At 72.0% G+C, this 17,988-nt stretch carries 17 protein-coding genes; 13 read left to right on the plus strand and 4 right to left on the minus strand.

Going from position 1 to position 17,988, the window contains the following annotated elements:
• Positions 1 to 296 precede the first annotated feature (296 nt).
• Entirely contained in the window at positions 297 to 1,247 is a 951-nt protein-coding gene (locus ABD331_RS22240) for a M56 family metallopeptidase (protein WP_344477729.1), read from the minus strand.
• Positions 1,244 to 1,618 (minus strand): BlaI/MecI/CopY family transcriptional regulator, encoded by a 375-nt coding sequence (locus ABD331_RS22245; protein WP_344477731.1) that lies wholly within the window; start codon positions 1,616 to 1,618, stop codon positions 1,244 to 1,246. Before ABD331_RS22245 ends, ABD331_RS22240 begins: the two co-directional genes overlap by 4 nt.
• Positions 1,619 to 2,435: 817 nt before the next feature.
• Between ABD331_RS22245 and ABD331_RS22250 the strand changes: the two genes are divergently transcribed.
• On the plus strand, positions 2,436 to 2,774 hold the full coding sequence (locus ABD331_RS22250; RefSeq protein WP_344477772.1) for a pyridoxamine 5'-phosphate oxidase family protein: 339 nt from the start codon (positions 2,436 to 2,438) through the stop codon (positions 2,772 to 2,774).
• Positions 2,775 to 2,891: 117 nt separating this feature from the next.
• Here ABD331_RS22250 and ABD331_RS22255 read toward each other — a convergent pair whose 3' ends face one another.
• Both ABD331_RS22255 and ABD331_RS22260 read right to left on the minus strand, forming a co-directional pair.
• On the minus strand, positions 2,892 to 4,166 hold the full coding sequence (locus tag ABD331_RS22255; protein WP_344477733.1) for a phytase: 1,275 nt from the start codon (positions 4,164 to 4,166) through the stop codon (positions 2,892 to 2,894).
• Between the two features lie 153 nt (positions 4,167 to 4,319).
• Positions 4,320 to 5,489: an ABC transporter substrate-binding protein gene (locus tag ABD331_RS22260; protein WP_344477735.1), complete on the minus strand. Its 1,170-nt coding sequence runs from the start codon at positions 5,487 to 5,489 to the stop codon at positions 4,320 to 4,322.
• Positions 5,490 to 5,737: 248 nt separating this feature from the next.
• Here ABD331_RS22260 and ABD331_RS22265 point away from each other — a divergent pair, with 248 nt between their 5' ends.
• The 12 genes from ABD331_RS22265 to ABD331_RS22320 form a co-directional block, all read left to right on the plus strand.
• Positions 5,738 to 6,709, plus strand: a complete 972-nt coding sequence (locus tag ABD331_RS22265) for a Gfo/Idh/MocA family protein (RefSeq protein ID WP_344477737.1) — start codon at positions 5,738 to 5,740, stop codon at positions 6,707 to 6,709.
• Between the two features lie 121 nt (positions 6,710 to 6,830).
• Entirely contained in the window at positions 6,831 to 7,769 is a 939-nt protein-coding gene (iolC, locus tag ABD331_RS22270; protein ID WP_344477774.1) for a 5-dehydro-2-deoxygluconokinase, read from the plus strand.
• A complete protein-coding gene (locus ABD331_RS22275) occupies positions 7,762 to 8,643 on the plus strand; it encodes a Cgl0159 family (beta/alpha)8-fold protein (RefSeq protein WP_344477739.1) in 882 nt (293 codons plus the stop codon). Before iolC ends, ABD331_RS22275 begins: the two co-directional genes overlap by 8 nt.
• Positions 8,644 to 8,686: 43 nt before the next feature.
• Complete coding sequence (iolD, locus tag ABD331_RS22280) at positions 8,687 to 10,525, plus strand: 3D-(3,5/4)-trihydroxycyclohexane-1,2-dione acylhydrolase (decyclizing) (RefSeq protein WP_344477741.1); 1,839 nt, start codon at positions 8,687 to 8,689, stop codon at positions 10,523 to 10,525.
• The gene (locus ABD331_RS22285; RefSeq protein WP_344477743.1) at positions 10,525 to 11,505 is read left to right on the plus strand and encodes an inorganic phosphate transporter; all 981 of its coding nucleotides are present in this window, start codon (positions 10,525 to 10,527) and stop codon (positions 11,503 to 11,505) included. The genes iolD and ABD331_RS22285 overlap by 1 nt, the downstream gene beginning before the upstream one ends.
• Positions 11,502 to 12,161, plus strand: coding sequence for a DUF47 domain-containing protein (locus ABD331_RS22290; protein ID WP_344477745.1), 660 nt, complete (start codon positions 11,502 to 11,504; stop codon positions 12,159 to 12,161). Before ABD331_RS22285 ends, ABD331_RS22290 begins: the two co-directional genes overlap by 4 nt.
• A gap of 25 nt (positions 12,162 to 12,186) precedes the next feature.
• Positions 12,187 to 14,013, plus strand: a complete 1,827-nt coding sequence (locus tag ABD331_RS22295; RefSeq protein ID WP_344477747.1) for an ABC transporter permease — start codon at positions 12,187 to 12,189, stop codon at positions 14,011 to 14,013.
• On the plus strand, positions 14,014 to 15,111 hold the full coding sequence (locus ABD331_RS22300) for an ABC transporter ATP-binding protein (protein ID WP_344477750.1): 1,098 nt from the start codon (positions 14,014 to 14,016) through the stop codon (positions 15,109 to 15,111).
• On the plus strand, positions 15,108 to 15,872 hold the full coding sequence (locus ABD331_RS22305) for an HAD family hydrolase (protein WP_344477752.1): 765 nt from the start codon (positions 15,108 to 15,110) through the stop codon (positions 15,870 to 15,872). Before ABD331_RS22300 ends, ABD331_RS22305 begins: the two co-directional genes overlap by 4 nt.
• Positions 15,863 to 16,687, plus strand: a complete 825-nt coding sequence (locus tag ABD331_RS22310; protein ID WP_344477754.1) for an inositol monophosphatase family protein — start codon at positions 15,863 to 15,865, stop codon at positions 16,685 to 16,687. The genes ABD331_RS22305 and ABD331_RS22310 overlap by 10 nt, the downstream gene beginning before the upstream one ends.
• Positions 16,684 to 17,487, plus strand: coding sequence for an HAD-IIB family hydrolase (locus ABD331_RS22315; protein ID WP_344477756.1), 804 nt, complete (start codon positions 16,684 to 16,686; stop codon positions 17,485 to 17,487). Before ABD331_RS22310 ends, ABD331_RS22315 begins: the two co-directional genes overlap by 4 nt.
• On the plus strand, positions 17,484 to 17,988 hold a 505-nt coding region (locus ABD331_RS22320; protein ID WP_344477758.1), incomplete at its 3' end, for an aldehyde dehydrogenase family protein. The genes ABD331_RS22315 and ABD331_RS22320, both read left to right, overlap by 4 nt.

A 17,988-nucleotide genomic window follows, 5' to 3' on the forward strand; every position in this document is an offset into this window, starting at 1 on the left:
TTAAGGTCTTGCCGCCGTCCTCGGACTCCAGCACCACGCCGTCCTCCGAGACGGTCCTCCAGGTGAGGCCGGAGTCCGTCGACTTGACGAGACCGAGATGCGGCGGCCGTCCGGGGGAGACGTCCTCCGCCGAGGGACGCCCGATGCCCAGGCCCGCCTCGGCCGTGCCGCCCGGCTCCTGCGCCGCCTGGCCGCAGGCCGCCAGCGTGACGCCCAGTGTGACTCCGGCGGCGCCCACGAGCAGCCGCTGTCCCGCGAGCTTCATGTCGCGAGGCTACTATCGCCCTTCGTAGACGCTAGGGCGTCAGGAGGGAGTGGCAGTGATGGGCGAGGAACGCGGCCACGCCCGGCGCCGCCGCCAGGGCGGCGGGACCCACGAGCAGCGCGGTGACCGCCACCAGCCCGGCGATCCGCTCCCGCCGGGCGAGCGGCGCCTGCGGGTGCAACATCCGGCGGACGCGGGTCAGCGCCGTCTCGCCGCCCGCGCCCAGTGCGAACGCCGGCACCTTGCCCGTCGCGAGGCCGACCAGCGCGGTCGCGATGTGGATGCGCTGGTGGCGGCGGGCCGCGACGTCGTCGGCCAGCAGCTCGACCAGGCGCGCGACCTCCACGCGCGCCTGCTCGAACAGGGGCACGCGGGGGAACGCCCGCGCCAGGGCCTCGGCGGCGGCGAGCGCCAGGTGGTGACGCCCCCGCAGGTGCGCCTGCTCGTGCGCGAGCACGGCGGCGACCTGTTCGGGGGCGAGTGAGCGCAGCGCTCCGGTGGTGATGACCGCGTGGCCCTTCCTGCCGGGCAGGCAGTACACCAGGCGCTCGTCGTAGTCCACCACGAGCGCGTCCAGGTCGCCGTCGTGTCTCCCGAGCAGTGACAGCGCTTCGGCGTGCCGGCGGCGTTCGCGGCGAGCGCGGAGCAGCACGGCCGCGCCCGTGCAGCCGGCTCTGGCCAGCAGGAGCCCGGCGACGGCGAGACTCGCGCGGGTGGTGGCCGAGTTCAGGCTCGCCTCGTCGCCGAGCAGGGCGGCGCACACCTCGAACAGGTCGGCCAGGCCGTGCCCCACCACGGAGGCGGGCACCGCGACGGCGAACGCCGCCAGCAGCGCCGAGGCGACCACCGACGCTCCGGCCGCCTGCCACATGGCGATCGCCAGGCGTGGCGCGCGCTCGGCCCAGGAGGCCCGCTTGAGCACCTTCGGCAGCGCCAGCGCCGCGAACAGGCCGTACAGGGCCAGGACGATCGCCACGATCATGAGCTGCGTCCCCCGGGCGGGTACACCTGCAGCGCCGCCTCCAAGGCGCTGGCCTCCTCCGGCGTCAGGCGCTCGAGGAAGTGCACCAGCGTGGCCGCCCTGTTGCCGCTCGCGGCCAGGGACGCGCGCATCACGTCGGCGGTGTAGGCCTCCTTGGACGACACCGACTCGTAGATGTAGGCGCGGCCTACCGGCCGGCGCTTGAGCAGGCCCTTGGTGTGCAGCTTGTCCATCACGGTCATGACCGTGGTGTAGGCGAGCGTGCGCTCCTGCCGCAGGTGCTCCAGAACATCCCTGACCGAGGCGGGACGCTTGATCGCCCATAGGTGATCCATGATCGTGGACTCGAGCTCCCCCAGGCCACGCACCATGTGATCGTCCCTCCACCGCAGTCTGCCCGTATGCTACCGGGGATCGTAGATGGGCGGCCACGAGTGCTGGCTGGGGCGCGCGTGGCGTGCACGTGGGTGGAGGAGCCGGGACCATGCCCGCGCGACCAGGTTGGCGGGCGTCGGATGCCGTACATCCGGGTGCGGCGGCATCCGGCTGATTTCCGGCAGGCGCTACGATGGGCATTAGTACGCTGGCAACGTCCTCTGGATGGTCGGCACGGCACCTCCTCATCCGCCACCCACGGACACGGCAGGCCTGGCCCCGAGGGCGACATGCCCGGGTTCGACTCCACAGACGTCCGCCTGCGCGATCCACATCGCTGGGGAGCTGCTCTGCGTTGCGGGCTCGTGGGGGGTCTCGGTGGGGCTCATGCCCGAGGACGCCCAGGGCGAGTCCCAGGGGGCGATGGCGGCAGGCACGGCGAGCGCGCAGGCGCTGGGGCCGCGACGTCGGGCATCCGGCGGCAGGCATGCGCGAACCGTCGAAAACCCGTCCTGCGGCTGTCGATCGACCCCGGCGTCGAGCTCGGCGGGCCGATCGTCGCCGACGCCATCACGGCCCGCGACATCGCCATCTTCACCCACGCCTACGACGTATCGTGCTGCGCCGCCGGGCTGCTGCCACACCTGCCGAAGAGCCGCAGTGAAGATTCCGACGCTGGTCGTTGGAGCCGTGAGCGCAGGTTCAGGAGCATCGTTGTCATGACGAAGCCCCGGAAGACGGCCCCGGCCAGTGACCGGGTGAGGATCCGGCGTCGTCCCGCGCGGGACGTACGACCTGGACCTCGTTCGCTCGATTCTCGACGAGGCGATGCTGTGTCACGTCGCCTTCGTGGACGGCGGGGACCCGGTCGTCCTGCCGACGCTGCACGTCAGGGTCGGTGACCGGCTGCTGATCCACGGCGCGCGGAAGAACCGGATGATGAACAGGGTCGCCGAGGGCGCCCCCGTCTGCGTCGAGGCCACCGTGATCGACTCCGTTGTGATGGGGCGGAGCGTCCTGCAGAACTCGGTGCACTACCGATCCGCCGTCGTCATGGGGGAGGGGCGAGCCGTCGAAGATCTACGTGCCCGCGGGGATGCCGGTTCCCGATCACCTCACGGTTGGGGCGAGACCCGGTCCGGCGCCTACTGAGCAGTCAAGGTGAGCCTGCCTGCCGCTCGCTCATGCCGACGATGCGGGGGAGTTCACGAAAGCGCGAGGGGCGCCCGCCCGGCCGGGCGGGCGCCCCTCAAGGCGCTTCAGCACAGGTCAGTCGCGCGGGTCCCAGCCGTCGGTGTCGACGTCCAGGTCCAGCTCGTCGGCGATGTCGTCCCACTTCGTGTATTTGAAGTTGGTGATCTCCCGGTCTCCTTCGGCCGGCGTGTTGACCCCGTCGTGGGCGATGAAGAGCCCCTCGTCGAAGTCGCCCAGCGGCACGTTGAGCACGGTCGATCCGTCGCTGACCTCGACGCCGTCGATGCCGTCGGCCGCGCCGACCCTGAACTGGCCGAGGTAGGAGTTGGCGCCCTCCCTGCGGTAGACCGCGAAGGTGTCGTCGCCCTGGCTGGAGGCCAGCAGGTAGCCCTTGCCGTCCTCGCGGTAGTAGATCGTGAGGCCCTCGGCGTCCGCGGTGAGATGCCGGCCGCCGAAGCCCGGGTCGGCGCCGGGCGTGCACTCCTCGGTCGCGGGGTCGTAGGTGCCGGGGACGCCGTACTCCTTGACCTTGTCCACCAGCACCGGCGTGCCGGTGAGGTCGGCCCGCATGCGCCAGATGCCGACGTCCTCCTGCGCGGCGTAGAGCACGTCCCGGTTCTGGTCCACGACCATGCCTTCGACCTGCGCCAGCTCGCCAGGCTCCAGGCACGGGGCCCACGACTGGCCGTTGGGGAGGGTGAACGACGCCGGCAGGTCCAGCGTCCTGACGAGCTGGTAGCCGACCTTGCCGCCCGGCTTGGCCAGCAGCTTGACCAGGCCGACCGAGGTCTGGTGCCGGCGGCTGACCAGCGCGTACGTGCCGGTGGAGTCCTTCCAGGCGCCCAGGCCGTACGCCGTTTCGCCGTTGTTGACCTGCCCTTGGGTGGTGTTGAAGACGAACGGCGCGGCCGGGTCGGTCACGTCCGTGAGGTGGCCGTTGGAGATGGCGTAGATGCGCAGCAGATCCCGGCCGCGGTCGGAGACGATCGCGAGGTCGCGTCCGCCGAAGCCGTAGGTGACGTCGACGTTGTTGAACCGGCCAGGCTCGTCGTCGGGCCCGGGGGCGGCGGGCGCCGCGAAGTGCTGGAGCTGCTGCCCGTCGAGGTCGTAGACGTTGAGCCCGCCCTCCTTGGCGGTGGTGACCACCACGCTCTTGCCGGAGTCGGACGGGTGCAGCCAGATCGCCGGGTCGTCGCCGTTGGAGTTGCCGCCCGCTTCGTCGTCGTACAGGGCGGGGGTCTCGACGTCGGGGTGCACCGTGGGGACGGTGGAGCCGGACGCGGGGACCGCCATGCCCGCCACGAGGGTGACCATCAAGGCTGCCAGGGAGAGCCTGGGCAGGGGACGCATTGCGCCTCCTCGTTCTTGGGGGTGGTGGTGTGAACGTAACGACCAGATGTCCATAAATCAATATGTCAGGACATTAGGTGTTAGAAGACGGCTTAGGACATGCGGAAAGCCGCCCGGCCGGGGGTTCCGGCCGGGCGGTCGGCCCGGTGGCGACTAGCTCTTGTTGACGCGCCAGAAGTCGGAGATGCCCTGGCGGTTCTGCAGATCCCCGAGCAGGCCCTTGGGATCGGTGTGGAAGAGCTGGCCCTGCCAGTCGGCCAGCCCGGCCGGGGTGACCAGCGGCTTGACCGTGCTGTTGCCCGAGATCCCGCCCTCGCCGATCTCGTGCTTGACGCCCTCCTCGGTCATGATGAAGTGCACGTACAGCTTCGCCGCGCTGGGGTGCTTGCTCTTGCTGGCGATCGCCACGTACTTCGGGTAGCTGAAGCCGGCGAAGGGCGCCATGCCCGTACAGGTGGACTGGGTGTAGCCCTTGTCCTCGTTGTTGCGGAACTTCGAGATCGACATGAAGCCGATCTTCTTGTCGGTCGCGTCCGGCGCGCCGACCGCGCCGGAGATGTCCTCGTCGGAGCCCGTCAGCACCGGCCGGTTGCCGGCCAGCCGCTTGACCCACTCGTAGGCGGCGCTCTTCTCCTCCGTCTTCAGCGGCTTGCCGTACTTGGCCTGGAACGCCTGCTCCAGAGCCTGGTTGCCGTGCGCGTCCAGTTGGGTGAAGAACGACAGCACGGTCGGCTTGCCCAGCGGGTCCTGCATCACCAGCTTGCCGGCCCACTCCGGCTCGGTCAGGTCCCAGATGTTCTTGACCGGGCAGCCGCCGGGCGACAGCTTGGTGTTGTAGGCGAAGACGGTGGCCTTCGACAGGGCGAGCAGCGGGTTCTGGTTCTCGGCGGGGATCTGGTCCTTCAGGTCCGAGGGGATCCAGGTCTGGGTCACACCCTGCGGCGCGAGCTGGCCGACCAGCACGCCGCCGTCCTCGTACATGGCCGCGTCGATGGTGACGTTGTCGGCGGCGTGCTCTCTGAGCATCTTCTCGGCGGTCTGCGGGGTGTCCGACTTCACGCCTTCCATGGTGATGCCGTACTTGGCCGTGAAGGCCTTCGCCACTTCCTCGATGTCGCCGCTGGAGTCGTAGACCAGCAGGCTGCCTTCCTTCTTGGCGGCGGCGACCAGCGCCTCGAGATCGAAGTCCGCGTCGAGTGAGGGGCTGGGCAGGGCCTTGACGGTCGCCGCCGTCGATGGGGCGTTGCCTGCCGTGGAGGGCGCACACGCCGCCGCGGCCACCGCCAGCACCGCCACGGAGATGATCTTCGCGGTACGCCTCATGATGGCGTCACTCCTCTTACCTCTCAAGGGTTCGGAAGCGTCGCGCCAGCCCCGACGACGCCGTGGTGTGCTCACGATGAACGTCATGTGAACAGTTTGTCAAGACATTCTTACGTCGCGCTCCCCTTGACCAGGTCCAGGTCGCCCTTGTGAAGTGAGGTGTGAGTTCATCCTTATGTCAGGACAAACTATTGACTGTTCATCATTTGTTCATCTAGAACTGGAGGCCCCCTGGAGGAGGAGCGATCATGCGTGTGGGTCTGGTGGGCCTCGGTCGTATCGGCATGGTCCATGCCGCGACCCTGTCCGCACTCGCCGACGACCTCGTCGTCGCCGACGCGGACGAGACCAGAGCCGAGGAGGCGGCGAAACGGCTGGGAGCCCGAGTCGGAGATCCCTTCGGCACGGACGCGGTGGTGATCACGACACCGACGTCCGCTCATGCCGGGGCGCTGCTGCGGGCCTGCGAGCTGAAGGTGCCGGCGTTCTGCGAGAAGCCGGCCGCCCCCACCGTGGCCGAGACCCTGCGGGTCGCCGCAGCGGTCGAGCGCAGCGGCACCCCCGTGCACATCGGCTTCCAGCGCCGCTTCGACGCCGGCTTCGCCGCCGCCCGCGCCGCGGTGCGTGCGGGGAAGCTCGGCGAGCTGCACCGGGTCCACCTGCTGACCGGCGACCCCGCGCCCCCTCCCGCCGGGTACGTCGCCCAGTCGGGTGGCATCTTCCGCGACTGTCACATCCACGACTTCGACATCCTGCGCTGGGTCACCGGCCACGAGGCCGACAGCGTCCACGCGATCGGCGCCAACCGCGGAGCGGCGTTCTTCGCCGAGGCCGGCGACGTCGACAACAGCGCCGCGCTCATCACCATGGACGACGGCACCCTGGTCACGCTGCAGGGCTCGCGCTACAACGGCGCGGGCTACGACGTGCGCATGGAGCTCGCGGGCACCCTCGGCACCTGGGCGGCCGGGCTGGGCGACAGGACCCCGCTCCGTTCGGCGGACGGCCTCGATCCCGGCGGGCGGCCTTGGCCGGACTTCCAGAGCAGGTTCGAGGCCGCGTACGCCGAGGAGATGCGCGCGTTCCTCGCGATGGCGCGGGGCGAGATCGAGAGCCCGTGCACGGTCCAGGACGCCCTGGCCGCGCTCTACCTCGCCGAGGCGGCCGACCTGTCGCGCCGTGCGGGCCGCAGCGTGCGCCTCGTGGAGGTGACCAAGTGAGAGTCGCCATCCTCCTCGGCGACCTGGACAGGATCGGCGCGGGAGCGACCAAGGCGGGCCGCGTCGTCAACGTCGAGGGCATCGTCGAGGGCCTGGCGTGAGGCCGCCGGAGGTGCTGACGATGGGCCGGGTCGGCGTGGACGTCTACCCGCTGCAAACCGGCGTGTCCCTGCGGCAGGTGGAGACGTTCGGCAAGTACCTGGGCGGCAGCGCGACGAACGTGGCCGTGGCCGCCGCCCGCCTGGGCCGCGCCAGTGCGGTGATCACCAGGACCGGCGACGACCCTTTCGGCGCGTTCGTGCACGACGCGTTGCGCGCCTACGGCGTCGACGACAGCCTGGTCACCGCGGTGCGGGGACGGCCGACTCCGGTGACGTTCTGCGAGATCAGGCCCCCGGAGGACTTCCCGCTCTACTTCTACCGCGACCGGGCCCCCGACCTGGAGATCTCGCCCGGGGAGCTGGACCTGACCGCCGTCACCCAGGCTCGGCTGTTCTGGGCCACCGTGACCGGGCTGTCGGCCGAGCCGTCGCTCAGCGCCCATCTGGCCGCGTGGCGAGCCCGGGGGCGCAGGCCGTACACGGTGCTGGACCTGGACTACCGGCCCGCGTTCTGGCCCGGCGCGGCGCTCGCCCGCGAGCGGGTGCGCGCCGCGCTCGGGCACGTCACCGTCGCGGTCGGCAACCTCGACGAGGCCGAGGTCGCCACCGGGACCCGCGACCCGGTCGCGGCCGGCGAGGCCCTGCTCGCGGCCGGCGTCGAGCTGGCGATCGTCAAGCTGGGGCCGGCCGGAGTGCTGGGCATGACCGCGGCGCGGACGGTACGGGTCCCGCCCGTTCCCGTCGAGGTCGTCAACGGCCTCGGCGCGGGCGACGCCTTCGGCGGCGCACTCTGCCACGGCCTGCTCGAAGGCTGGCCGCTGGAGCGCACGCTGCGCTTCGCCAACGCGGCCGGCGCGATCGTCGCGGGACGACTGGCCTGCGCGCCCGCGATGCCCACGGCGGACGAGATCGAGGCCGCCCTGTCCGCCCGCTCAGAAGGAGGCCTCGCCCATGCTTGAGCAGGACCACCGCAGGCTGCTCGACGAGCGGGCCTGGCGGCCGGAACGGGTCGCCGAGGCGGCCGCCGCACGCAGGCGCCGACCGCTCAGGCACGACAGGGAGCAACTGCTCATCATCGCCGCCGACCACCCCGCGCGGGGCTCGCTCGGCGTCGCCGGTCACCCCATGGCCATGCGCAGCCGCGTGGACCTGCTGGACCGGCTGTTGACCGCCCTGGCCAGACCGGGCGTGGACGGCCTGCTGGCCACTCCCGACATCGTCGAGGACCTGCTGCTGCTCGGCGCGCTCGACGACAAGATCGTCATCGGGTCGATGAACCGCGGCGGCGTGCATGGAGCGGTGTTCGAGTTCGACGACAGGTTCACCGCCTACGACGCCGACTCGATCGCGGCGATGGGGCTCGACGGCGGCAAGATGTTGTGCAGGATCGCGCCCGAGGACCCGGCCACCGCCGCCACCCTGGCCAGCTGCGGCGCGGCCGTCACCCGGCTGGCCGGGCACGGCCTGATGGCGATGGTCGAGCCGTTCTGGTCCAGCCGGAACGAGGGCGTGGTCAGGCACGACCTGTCGCCCGAGGCGGTGATCCGCAGCATCAGCGTCGGCCAGGCGCTCGGCGCGACCTCCGCGCGCACCTGGCTCAAGCTCCCGGTCGTCGCGGACATGGAGCGCGTCATGGAGGCGACGACCCTGCCCGTCCTGCTGCTGGGCGGCGACTCCGGCCAGGACTCCGGCGAGATGTTCGGCTCATGGAGCAAGGCACTGCGCCTGCCCGGCGTGCGCGGCCTGGTCGCCGGCAGGACGCTGCTCTACCCGCCGGGCGGCGACGTCGAGGGCGCGGTCGACACCGCACTGAGCCTGCTGGAGGGGGCGTGAGGACCTTCACTCCGGCCGGGCCCCTACCAGGAGGAGACGCTTCATGAGGCTGACCACGGCGCAGGCGCTGGTGCGGTTCCTCGCCAACCAGTGGTCGGAGCGCGACGGCGCCGAGCACCGCCTGATCGCCGGCGTCCTCGGCATCTTCGGCCACGGCAACGTGGCGGGGATCGGCCAGGCCCTGGCGGAACAGGGCGCGGGCACGGGCGACCCGCTGCCCTACTACCTGGCGCGCAACGAGCAGGCCATGGTGCACACCGCCGCCGGCTACGCACGTACCCGGGGCCGGTTGTCGACGTTCGCCTGCACGGCCTCCATCGGCCCCGGCGCCACCAACCTGGCCACCGGCGCGGCGCTGGCCACGATCAACCGCCTGCCCGTGCTGCTGCTGCCCGGCGACGTCTTCGCCACGCGAGCCGCGGGGCCGGTCCTGCAGGAGCTGGAGGACCCGCGCTCCCACGACGTGTCGGTCAACGACTCCTTACGCCCGCTGTCGCGCTTCTTCGACCGGATCAACCGGCCGGAGCAACTGCCCTCCGCCCTGCTGGCGGCGATGCGGGTGCTGACTGACCCGGCCGAGACGGGCGCCGTCACCCTGGCGCTGCCGCAGGACGTGCAGGCCGAGGCGCACGACTGGCCGCGGGAGCTGTTCGCCAGGCGGGTGTGGCACGTGCCGCGCCCCGTGCCCGAGCCCGCCGCGCTGGCCAGGGCCGTCGAGCTGCTGCGCAGCTCGCGGCGGCCGCTGATCGTCGCCGGCGGCGGGGTCAAGTACAGCGAGGCGTGGACGGAGCTGGCCAGGTTCGCCGAGAAGCACGGCGTCCCGGTGGGCGAGACGCAGGCGGGCAAGGGCGCGCTGCCGTACGACCACCCCTGCGCCGTCGGCGCGATCGGCCACACGGGCACGCACGCCGCCGACACGCTGGCCCGCGAGGCGGACCTGGTCATCGGCGTCGGCACCCGCTACACCGACTTCACCACCGCCTCGCGCACGCTGTTCGGGCAGGCCAGGTTCCTCAACGTGAACGTCACCGCCTTCGACGCGGCCAAGAACTCCGGCCTGATGCTCGTCGCCGACGCCCGCGCGGCCCTGCGCGCGCTCGACGAGGTGGACTGGCGGGCCGACGAGGACTGGACCCGCCGGGCCACCACCCTGGCCGCCGGCTGGCAGGCCGTCATCAGCCGCGCCTGCGCGGGGACGGAGCTCACCCAGCCCGTCGCTCTCGGCATCGTCAACGAGGCCGCCGCGGGCGGCGTGGTGGTCAACGCCGCCGGTTCGATGCCCGGCGACCTGCACCGGCTCTGGCGCGCGAGCGACCCCGGGCAGTACCACGTCGAGTACGGGTACTCGTGCATGGGCTACGAGATCGCCGGCGGGCTCGGGGTGAAGCTGGGCGCGCCGGAACGCGAGGTGTTCGTGCTGGTCGGCGACGGCTCCTACCTGATGATGGCCCAGGAGATCGCCACGGCCGTGCAGGAAGGCGTCAAGCTCGTCATCGTCCTGGTGGACAACCAGGGCTTCGCCTCGATCGGCGCCCTCAGCGAGTCCGTGGGCGCGCGCAGGCTCGGCACCGCCTACCGGGCGCGCGGCGCGGGCGGCGATCTCGACGGCCCGCCCCTGCCCCTGGACCTGGCCGCCAACGCCGCCAGCCTGGGCGCCGACGTGCTGCGGGCCGGCACCCCCGACTCCCTGCGAGCGGCCCTGACCAAGGCCAGGGAGTCCGCCAGGACCACCGTCGTGTACGTGAAGCCCGTTCCCGGCGACGGCCCGGGAGCCCAGGCCTGGTGGGACGTGCCGGTCGCCGAGGTGTCCGCGCTGCCCGAGGCGCGGGCCGCGCGCGAACGCTACGACGAGGCCAAACGCGATCAACGGCCCTACCTCTGATGGGCTGGACGCTGGCCTTCGCCCTGGTCGCGGCCCTGTTCGTGCTGATCAGCGGGGCCAATGACGGGGCCACGCTGATCGGGCTGGGGCTGCGGTTCCCGCACATGCCCGGCTGGGTGGCCGTCGCGCTGCTCGTGACCGTCCTGTTCGCCGTGCCGTACGCGCTGGGCGTGGCGGTGGCGCGGACCTTCACCGAAGAGCTGGCAGGACTGGGCACCGGCATCGGCGCGGCGGTGTTCCTGGCCGGCGTGGTGATCGCGATCGTGGTCGTCGCGGCACTGACCGGCAAGGGGCTGCCGACCAGCCTCACGCTGGCCGTGATCGGCGGCATCTCCGGCGCGGGGCTCGGCGCGGGCGTGCCGGTGTCGTGGGGGAGGCTGGCCGGCGTGCTCGCGATCGGGCTCTGCGCTCCGCTGGCGGGCCTGGTGCTCGGCTACCTGCTGGGGGCCGCCTCGCGCCGGGTGCCGTCCTACCGGCGGATGCCCAGGCTCGTGCTCGCCGCCCACCTGGTGGCCTACGCGGCGCAGTGCACCGCGTACGCCGTCAACGACGGCCAGAAGATGATCGCGGTCGTCAGCGTGGCGCTCGACGTGGGCCGCGGCGGACTCGGCGGGGTCGGGCCCGTCGCCGTCTCCCCGGCGTGGATGGCCGTTCTCGTGGCGCTGTTCCTGGCCGGGTCCCTGACCAGCCTCGACCGGGTGGGCGAGCGGATCGGCCGCGGCCTGGTCATCGCCCGGCCGCTGCACGTGCTCTCGGCCGAGACCGCGGCCACCGGCGCCGTGCTCGGCAGCTCGGCGCTGGGGAGCCCGGTGAGCATGACCCAGTCGGTGACCGCCGGCGTCGTCGGCGTGGCGGCCAGCGAGGGAAGCAGGAGGGTGCGATGGCAGGGAGTGCTGAACATGGGTACGGCGTGGCTGGTCACCCTTCCGTCGTCCCTGCTGCTGGGCTGCCTGGCCGGGCTCGGGCTGAGGCTGCTGTGAGCGGCGCGAAGGGCCGCGCCCGCCGGCTCGGCAGAGTCCTGGACGACCTGCGGGGCCGTACGGGACGCCGGGTGATCGACCTGATCCGCGGCCAGGTCGCCACGGCGAGACAAGGCGCCGTGCTGGCGTGCACGGCCGCCTCCGGCACGGTCGAGAGCACGCAGGCCCGCGCCCGCATGTCCGTGGTCGAGCACGAGGGCGACGAGGCGCGGGCCAGACTCGTCCGGGCCCTGTCGCGGACTCTGGCCACCCCCATCGACAGGGAGGACCTGTTCCGCCTCTCCCGCTCCATCGACGACGTGCTCGACCAGCTACGGGACTTCGTCCGCGAGGCCGACCTGTTCGGGCCGCCCGACCTGAGCTTCGCCGTCGAGCCGCTGCAGGCCGTGATCGACGGGCTCGACGAGCTGGAACAGGCCCTCGTGAAGATCGTCAGCGAGCCCGGCGCCGTCATGACCGCCCTGCTGGCCACCCGCAAGTCCCAGAGCCGCGTGCGCCAGCTCTACCAGGCCAGGCTCACCGCGCTGTTCGCGGGGCCGCTCGAGATGGACACCCTGCGCGAACGCGAGCTGCTGTCCCGCCTGGACGCGGTGGGCCGCCGGCTCGGGGAGTCGGCCGACGCCCTCGCCGACGCGATGCTCAAGAGAAGCCACTGATGCCCCACCCCCCGGAGGAAACCCCATGGCTGTCGTGACCAGAACGGAGCCGCCCCCTCGCCCGCCGAGGCGGCGCAGACTCCTCTACCGCCTGCGAGTCCTGCGGCACGATCCGACGGCCGCGCTCGGCCTGATCCTCGTCGTCCTGCTGGCCTATCTCGTCGTGGCCCCGCTGTTCGCGGTGCTGTCCGACGCCTTCCGCCTGCAGTACGGCGACGAGGTGCACGCCGGGCAGCAGCCGGGCGAGTGGACCGGCTACTACCTGTGGCGCGTCTTCCGCTCCCAGATCAGCCGGCTGTTGTTCTGGGAGCCGCTGGTCAACACGCTCGTCGTCGCCGTGGGCACCACCCTGTTCGCGCTGGCGCTCGGCGGCGGCATGGCGTGGCTGGTGACCCGGACGAACGTGCCCGGACGCAGGTGGCTGGCCGGGGCGCTGGTGGTGCCGTACATGCTGCCGTCGTGGACGTTCTCGCTGGCCTGGCTGACGCTGTTCAAGAACGAACGGGCCGCGGGGCAGGCAGGATTCCTCCAGGCCCAGGGCATCCGCACGCCCGACTGGCTCGCCTACGGCCCGCTGCCGATCGTCATCACGCTCGGGCTGCACTACTACCCGTTCGTGCTGCTCCTGGTGGGCAACGCGTTGCGCCGCATCGACGTGCAACTGGAGGACTCCGCGCGGATCCTGGGGGCGCCGCGGCGCACCGTCGTCCGGCGGATCGTGATCCCGCTCATGCTGCCCGCGTTGTCCTCGGCCGTGCTGCTCGTGGTCGGGCGGGTGCTCGGCACGTTCGGCACGCCGTACGTGCTCGGGCTGCCCGCCGACTACCGGGTGCTGTCCACCGGGCTGTTCCAGTCGATCCGCGACCGCAGCACCGGAGTGGCCTCCGTGCTCGCCACCGTCATCGTGATCATCGGCATCGTGATCGTCTTCACCGACATGCGGCTGATGCGCGAGCAGCGCAGATTCGTCACCGTGGGCGGCAAGGGCGCGATGGACCGGGTGAGCGACCTGCGCCGCTGGCGCTGGCCCGCCTGCGCGCTCGGCATGGCGGTCTTCGCCGTGAGCGTGCTCGTCCCGGTGCTCACCCTGCTGCTCTCCACGGTGACCAGGATCCCGCTGAACCTGTCGACCTTCACCCTCGACTTCTGGATCGCAGAAGAACTCCCGGGCGCGGTCGGCTTCCCGCACGGCGTCCTGCGCGGCCCGGAGTTGTGGGAGGCCGCGTGGAACTCGCTGCGCATCGTCGGGCTGGCCTCGCTGATCTGCGCCGTCGCCGGACTGCTCGTCGGATACGTGGTGGTGCGCGGGACGGCTCCGCGCATCGCGGCCTTCCTGCGGCAGGTCTCCTTCCTGCCCTACCTCATCCCCGGCATCGCCTTCGCCGCCGCCTCGCTGTCGCTGTTCGCCGTCGCCCGCGGGCCCGTCCCGGCGCTGTACGGGACGACGTTCCTGCTCATCCTCGTCATGGCCGTCACGCATCTGCCCTACAGCTCACGCTCGGGCATCGCGGCCATGATGCAGCTCGGCAGGGAGCCGGAGGAGGCCGCGCAGATCGCCGGGGCGTCGTGGTGGCAGCGGATGCGCCGGATCATCTTCCCCATCCAGAAGGGGGCGCTCGTCACCGGGATCGTGCTGCCCTTCATCTCGGGGCTCAAGGAGCTCAGCATCGTCGTCATGCTGACCACCACCGGGACCCAGCTCCTCACGACGCTGTCGATCGGCCTGGTCGACTACGGCTACACCCAGCTCGCCAACGGCGTCGTCCTCATGATCGCCTTGCTCTCCTTCACCATGACCTACCTGACCCAGCGCCTCACCAGGAGCAGCCTGGCGTCCGGACTAGGAGGATAGATGCCGGACATCACCCTCAGCGCGATCTCCAAGAGCTACGGCGGCGGAGAGCTCGCGGTGAAGAACCTCGACCTCGTGGTCCCCGACGGCGCCTTCATGTGCCTGCTCGGCCCCTCCGGCTGCGGGAAGACCACCACCCTGCGCATGATCGCCGGTCTCGAACAGCCCACCGCGGGCAGCATCACCGTCGGCGACAGGGTCCTGGACTCCGTCGAGCAGGGGCTCTACGTCCCGCCCGAGAAACGCGCCATGGGGCTGGTCTTCCAGAACTACGCGCTCTGGCCGCACCTGACCTTGCGCGAGAACGTGGAGTTCGGCCTGCGCATGCGCAAGGTGCCCGGCCCGGAAAGGCGCGCGCGGGCCGAGGCGGCGCTGAAGATGGTCCACGTCGACGCCGCCATGGACCGCTACCCCTCCCAGCTTTCCGGCGGCCAGCAGCAGCGCGTCGCCCTGGCCAGGATGCTCGCGGTCAACCCCGCGGTGCTCCTGCTCGACGAACCGCTGTCGAACCTCGACGCCAGGCTGCGCCTGGAGATGCGCGCCGAGCTCAAGCGCATCCACGAGGAGAGCGGCGCGACGATCGTCTTCGTCACCCACGACCAGCTCGAAGCCCTCACCATGGCCACCGACGTGGCCGTCATGAACGAGGGCGAGCTGCAGCAGATCGCCGCCCCGATGGAGATGTACGCAAGGCCCGCCAACCGTTTCGTCGCCGAGTTCGTCGGCAGCCCGCCGATGGCGATCGTGGACGCGGGAACCGCCCCCGGCGGGCTGGCCGCGTCCCTGCTGCGCTTCGTCGAGTCGCGCGGCGCGAAGCTCACCCCGGCCGCCGTCGGCATCCGGCCGGAGGCGCTGCGCTTCGGCGCCCCGCCCGCCGCCGCCTGGAGCGAGGAGGCGGTGGTCGAGGCCGTGCTGCCGGCGGGTTCCTCCTGGACGGTACGGCTGCGCGTCCTGGACACCGAGCTGTACGCCGTGACCTACCAGCCGGTCCAGGCCGGCCCGGGTGACGTGCTGACCTGCTGGACCGAGCAGTTGCACCTGTTCGGCGCCGACGGCGCGCGGATCACCTCCTGGGACCGGACGGAGGTCAGCGCGTGAACCGCCCCAAAGCCCTGCTCCTCGACTTCGGCGGCGTGATCGTCGAGACCGTCAAACGCCCGTCCTGGGCCGCCGAGCTGGCCGCCGAGGTGCACGCGCTCCTCGGCAGGACGGGATTCGACGAGCTGACGGCCGGGGAGATCGAGAGCGACCTCCGGGCCGCCGCGCGGGCCGACAAGTACTGGAAGGACTCCACCTCCCGGCAGTTCGCCCCCGAGGAGATGACGCACCGCAGGTTCTGGGCCGAGTTCGTGGCCACCGACTGGCCCGAGCGGGCCCGCACGCTGGTGACCGTCGAGGCGACGCCCCTGTGCAAGCGCATGGGCGAGCTGCGCAGCGACCGCGAGCTGCGCCCCGGCCTGGCGGAGCTGCTGGCCGCCTGCTGGGAGCACGGCGTCGTCCCCGGGGTCGTCAGCAACTCCCTGTCCGGCGCCGTGCACCGCGACTACCTGACCGCCGCCGGGCTCGACCGGCAGGTGGCCGTGCAGGTGTACAGCGACGAGGTCGGCATCCGCAAGCCGAACCCCGAGATGATCTGGCTCGCCTGCCGGTCCCTGGGCGTGAACCCCGCCGACGCCTGGTACGTCGGGGACAACTACGACCGTGACGTCATCTGCGGCGCGCGGGCGGGGGCGGGCGCGACCGTCCTGATGGTCTCCTCGGCGACCGACCAGATCCCGTACGCGGTGCGGCAGCGCCCTCAAGCCACCGTCGAGGACCCGCACGCACTGCTGAGACTCCTGGAGAAGACATGGACGTGAACACCTCCCGCGAGCTGGCCGGCATCGCGGCCGAGGCGGCCAGAGCGGTCGGCGACCGCCTGCGCGCCGCCTTCCGCTCCCGCCCCGAGATCCACACCAAGCGTGACTTCCACGACCCGGTCACCGTGCACGACAAGGCGGCCGAGGAGGACATCAGGGAGATCCTGGAACGGCGCTGCCCCGACAGCGTCGTGGTCGGGGAGGAAGGCGGCACCCGCGGAGAAGGCGCCATCAGGTGGTACGTCGACCCGATCGACGGCACCGCGAACTTCGCCGCCGGCCTGCCGTTCTTCTGCACCTCGATCGCGGCGGCGCTCGACGGCGAAGTGGTGGCCGGGGTGATCTACGACCCCGTGCGCGACGACGAGTTCACCGCCTGGCTCGGCGGCGCCGTCTGCAACGGCGAGCCGATCCGCAGCGCCGGCGCCGCCACCGAGCGCGCGGCGGTGCTGCTCTCGAGCTACCCCACCCCCCGTGACCTGGCCGAGGACGAGGAGAGCGCGCTGCGCCGCTTCTCGCGGATGACCCAGGCGTTCGCCACCGTACGCCGTCCCGGCAGCGCGGCGCTCAAGCTCGCGCACGTCGCCGCCGGCTGGTCCGACGTCGCCTACGGCACGCGCGTCAACGCCTGGGACGTGGCCGCGGGCTCCCTCCTGGTCGAGCAGGCCGGCGGCGTCTACATCCCGCTGTCGGGCAGCGTCTTCGAGCCGGGCGGCTACCTCGCCACCGTGGGCGGCTTCGATCTCGCGGGCTCGGTGCTGGCCGAGGTGGCCGGGGGCTTCGTGCGGGCCGCGGGCGCGAGGAGCGCCGGGTGATCCGCTGGATCGTGACAGACCTCGACGGCACCCTCGTCGGACGCGACCTGGCCATGGTGCCCGCCAGCCGTGAGGCGCTGCACCGCTTCCGCGAGGCGGGCGGCGAGGTCGTCGTCGCCACCGGGCGCATGGAGAGCTCCGCCCGCCCCTACTACGACGAGCTGGGGCTCGACGCGGACGCCATCCTCTACAACGGCGCCGCGACCGTGAACCTGGCGACGGGCACCGTGCTGCGCTCGCGCCCCCTGCCGGCGACCGCGTGGAAGACGCTGCTCGGCCTGCTCGGCGAGCTCCCCGAGGGGGTCTACCCGGTCGCGTTCTCCGGCGGGGCGGCGGTGGCCGTGGACGACGTGCCCGAGCTGCGCGAGTACGCCCGGCGGGACGGGATCACGCTGCGCGATCCCGGCGACTGGGCGGCGCTGCCGCCCGACGAGATCACCAAGTGCATGCTCATCGGCGGTCCGCTGCCCGAGCTGGACATCGTGGGAACGGTCACCGTCCGCTCCGAGGCGACCTACCTGGAGGTGCTGTCGGAGCAGGCGACCAAGGGCAACGCGCTGCGCGAGCTGGCCGCGGCCAGGCACGTGCCGATGAAGCAGGTCGCCGCCATCGGCGACAACCCGAACGACCTCGACATGATCGCGGCGGCCGGAGTGGGGTTCGCCGTCGGGGACGGCCACCCGGACGTCGTCGCCGCGGCTGACGTCGTGGCCAGGGCCTGCGCCGACGGCGCGCTCGTGGACGTCGTGGAGCTGGCGTTCCGGTCCAACGCGTGGGGCGAGGGGAAGAGAGAGTCGTGAAGTCGGTCAGGCATTGGATCAACGGGGCTCTCGCGGACGGCGACGCCGCCCGTGCCGCGGAGCTGTTCAACCCGGCCACCGGCGAGGTGAGCGGCTCGGTCGCGCTGGCCTCGGCCGGCGACGTGGACGCGGCCGTGGCGGCGGCCGTCGCGGCGTTCCCCGCCTGGCGGGACGCGTCGCTGACCAAGCGGGCCGGGGTGTTGTTCCGCTTCCGCGAGCTGATGTACGCCCATCGCGACGAGCTGGCCGCGCTGATCTCCGCCGAGCACGGCAAGGTGCATTCCGACGCGCTGGGTGAGGTGGCCCGGGGGCTGGAGGTGGTGGAGTTCGCCTGCGGCATCCCACACCTGCTGAAGGGCGGTTACTCGGAGGGCGTCTCGACCCGGGTGGACTCCTACTCGATCCGGCAGCCGCTGGGGGTGGTGGCCGGGATCACGCCGTTCAACTTCCCGGCGATGGTGCCGATGTGGATGTTCCCGATCGCGATCGCGTGCGGGAACG

The sequence above is a fragment of the Nonomuraea monospora genome (assembly GCF_039531895.1).
Taxonomy (GTDB): domain Bacteria; phylum Actinomycetota; class Actinomycetes; order Streptosporangiales; family Streptosporangiaceae; genus Nonomuraea; species Nonomuraea monospora.

Excerpts from the sequence above, each read along its gene's own strand:
- ABD331_RS22240 (WP_344477729.1), bottom strand. The coding sequence starts at position 1,247 with ATGATCGTGGCGATCGTCCTGGCCCTGTACGGCCTGTTCGCGGCGCTG.
- ABD331_RS22245 (WP_344477731.1), bottom strand. The coding sequence starts at position 1,618 with ATGGTGCGTGGCCTGGGGGAGCTCGAGTCCACGATCATGGATCACCTA.
- ABD331_RS22255 (WP_344477733.1), bottom strand. The coding sequence starts at position 4,166 with ATGCGTCCCCTGCCCAGGCTCTCCCTGGCAGCCTTGATGGTCACCCTC.
- ABD331_RS22260 (WP_344477735.1), bottom strand. The coding sequence starts at position 5,489 with ATGAGGCGTACCGCGAAGATCATCTCCGTGGCGGTGCTGGCGGTGGCC.
- ABD331_RS22265 (WP_344477737.1), top strand. The coding sequence starts at position 5,738 with ATGCGTGTGGGTCTGGTGGGCCTCGGTCGTATCGGCATGGTCCATGCC.
- iolC (WP_344477774.1), top strand. The coding sequence starts at position 6,831 with ATGGGCCGGGTCGGCGTGGACGTCTACCCGCTGCAAACCGGCGTGTCC.
- ABD331_RS22275 (WP_344477739.1), top strand. The coding sequence starts at position 7,762 with ATGCTTGAGCAGGACCACCGCAGGCTGCTCGACGAGCGGGCCTGGCGG.
- iolD (WP_344477741.1), top strand. The coding sequence starts at position 8,687 with ATGAGGCTGACCACGGCGCAGGCGCTGGTGCGGTTCCTCGCCAACCAG.
- ABD331_RS22285 (WP_344477743.1), top strand. The coding sequence starts at position 10,525 with ATGGGCTGGACGCTGGCCTTCGCCCTGGTCGCGGCCCTGTTCGTGCTG.
- ABD331_RS22295 (WP_344477747.1), top strand. The coding sequence starts at position 12,187 with ATGGCTGTCGTGACCAGAACGGAGCCGCCCCCTCGCCCGCCGAGGCGG.
- ABD331_RS22300 (WP_344477750.1), top strand. The coding sequence starts at position 14,014 with ATGCCGGACATCACCCTCAGCGCGATCTCCAAGAGCTACGGCGGCGGA.
- ABD331_RS22310 (WP_344477754.1), top strand. The coding sequence starts at position 15,863 with ATGGACGTGAACACCTCCCGCGAGCTGGCCGGCATCGCGGCCGAGGCG.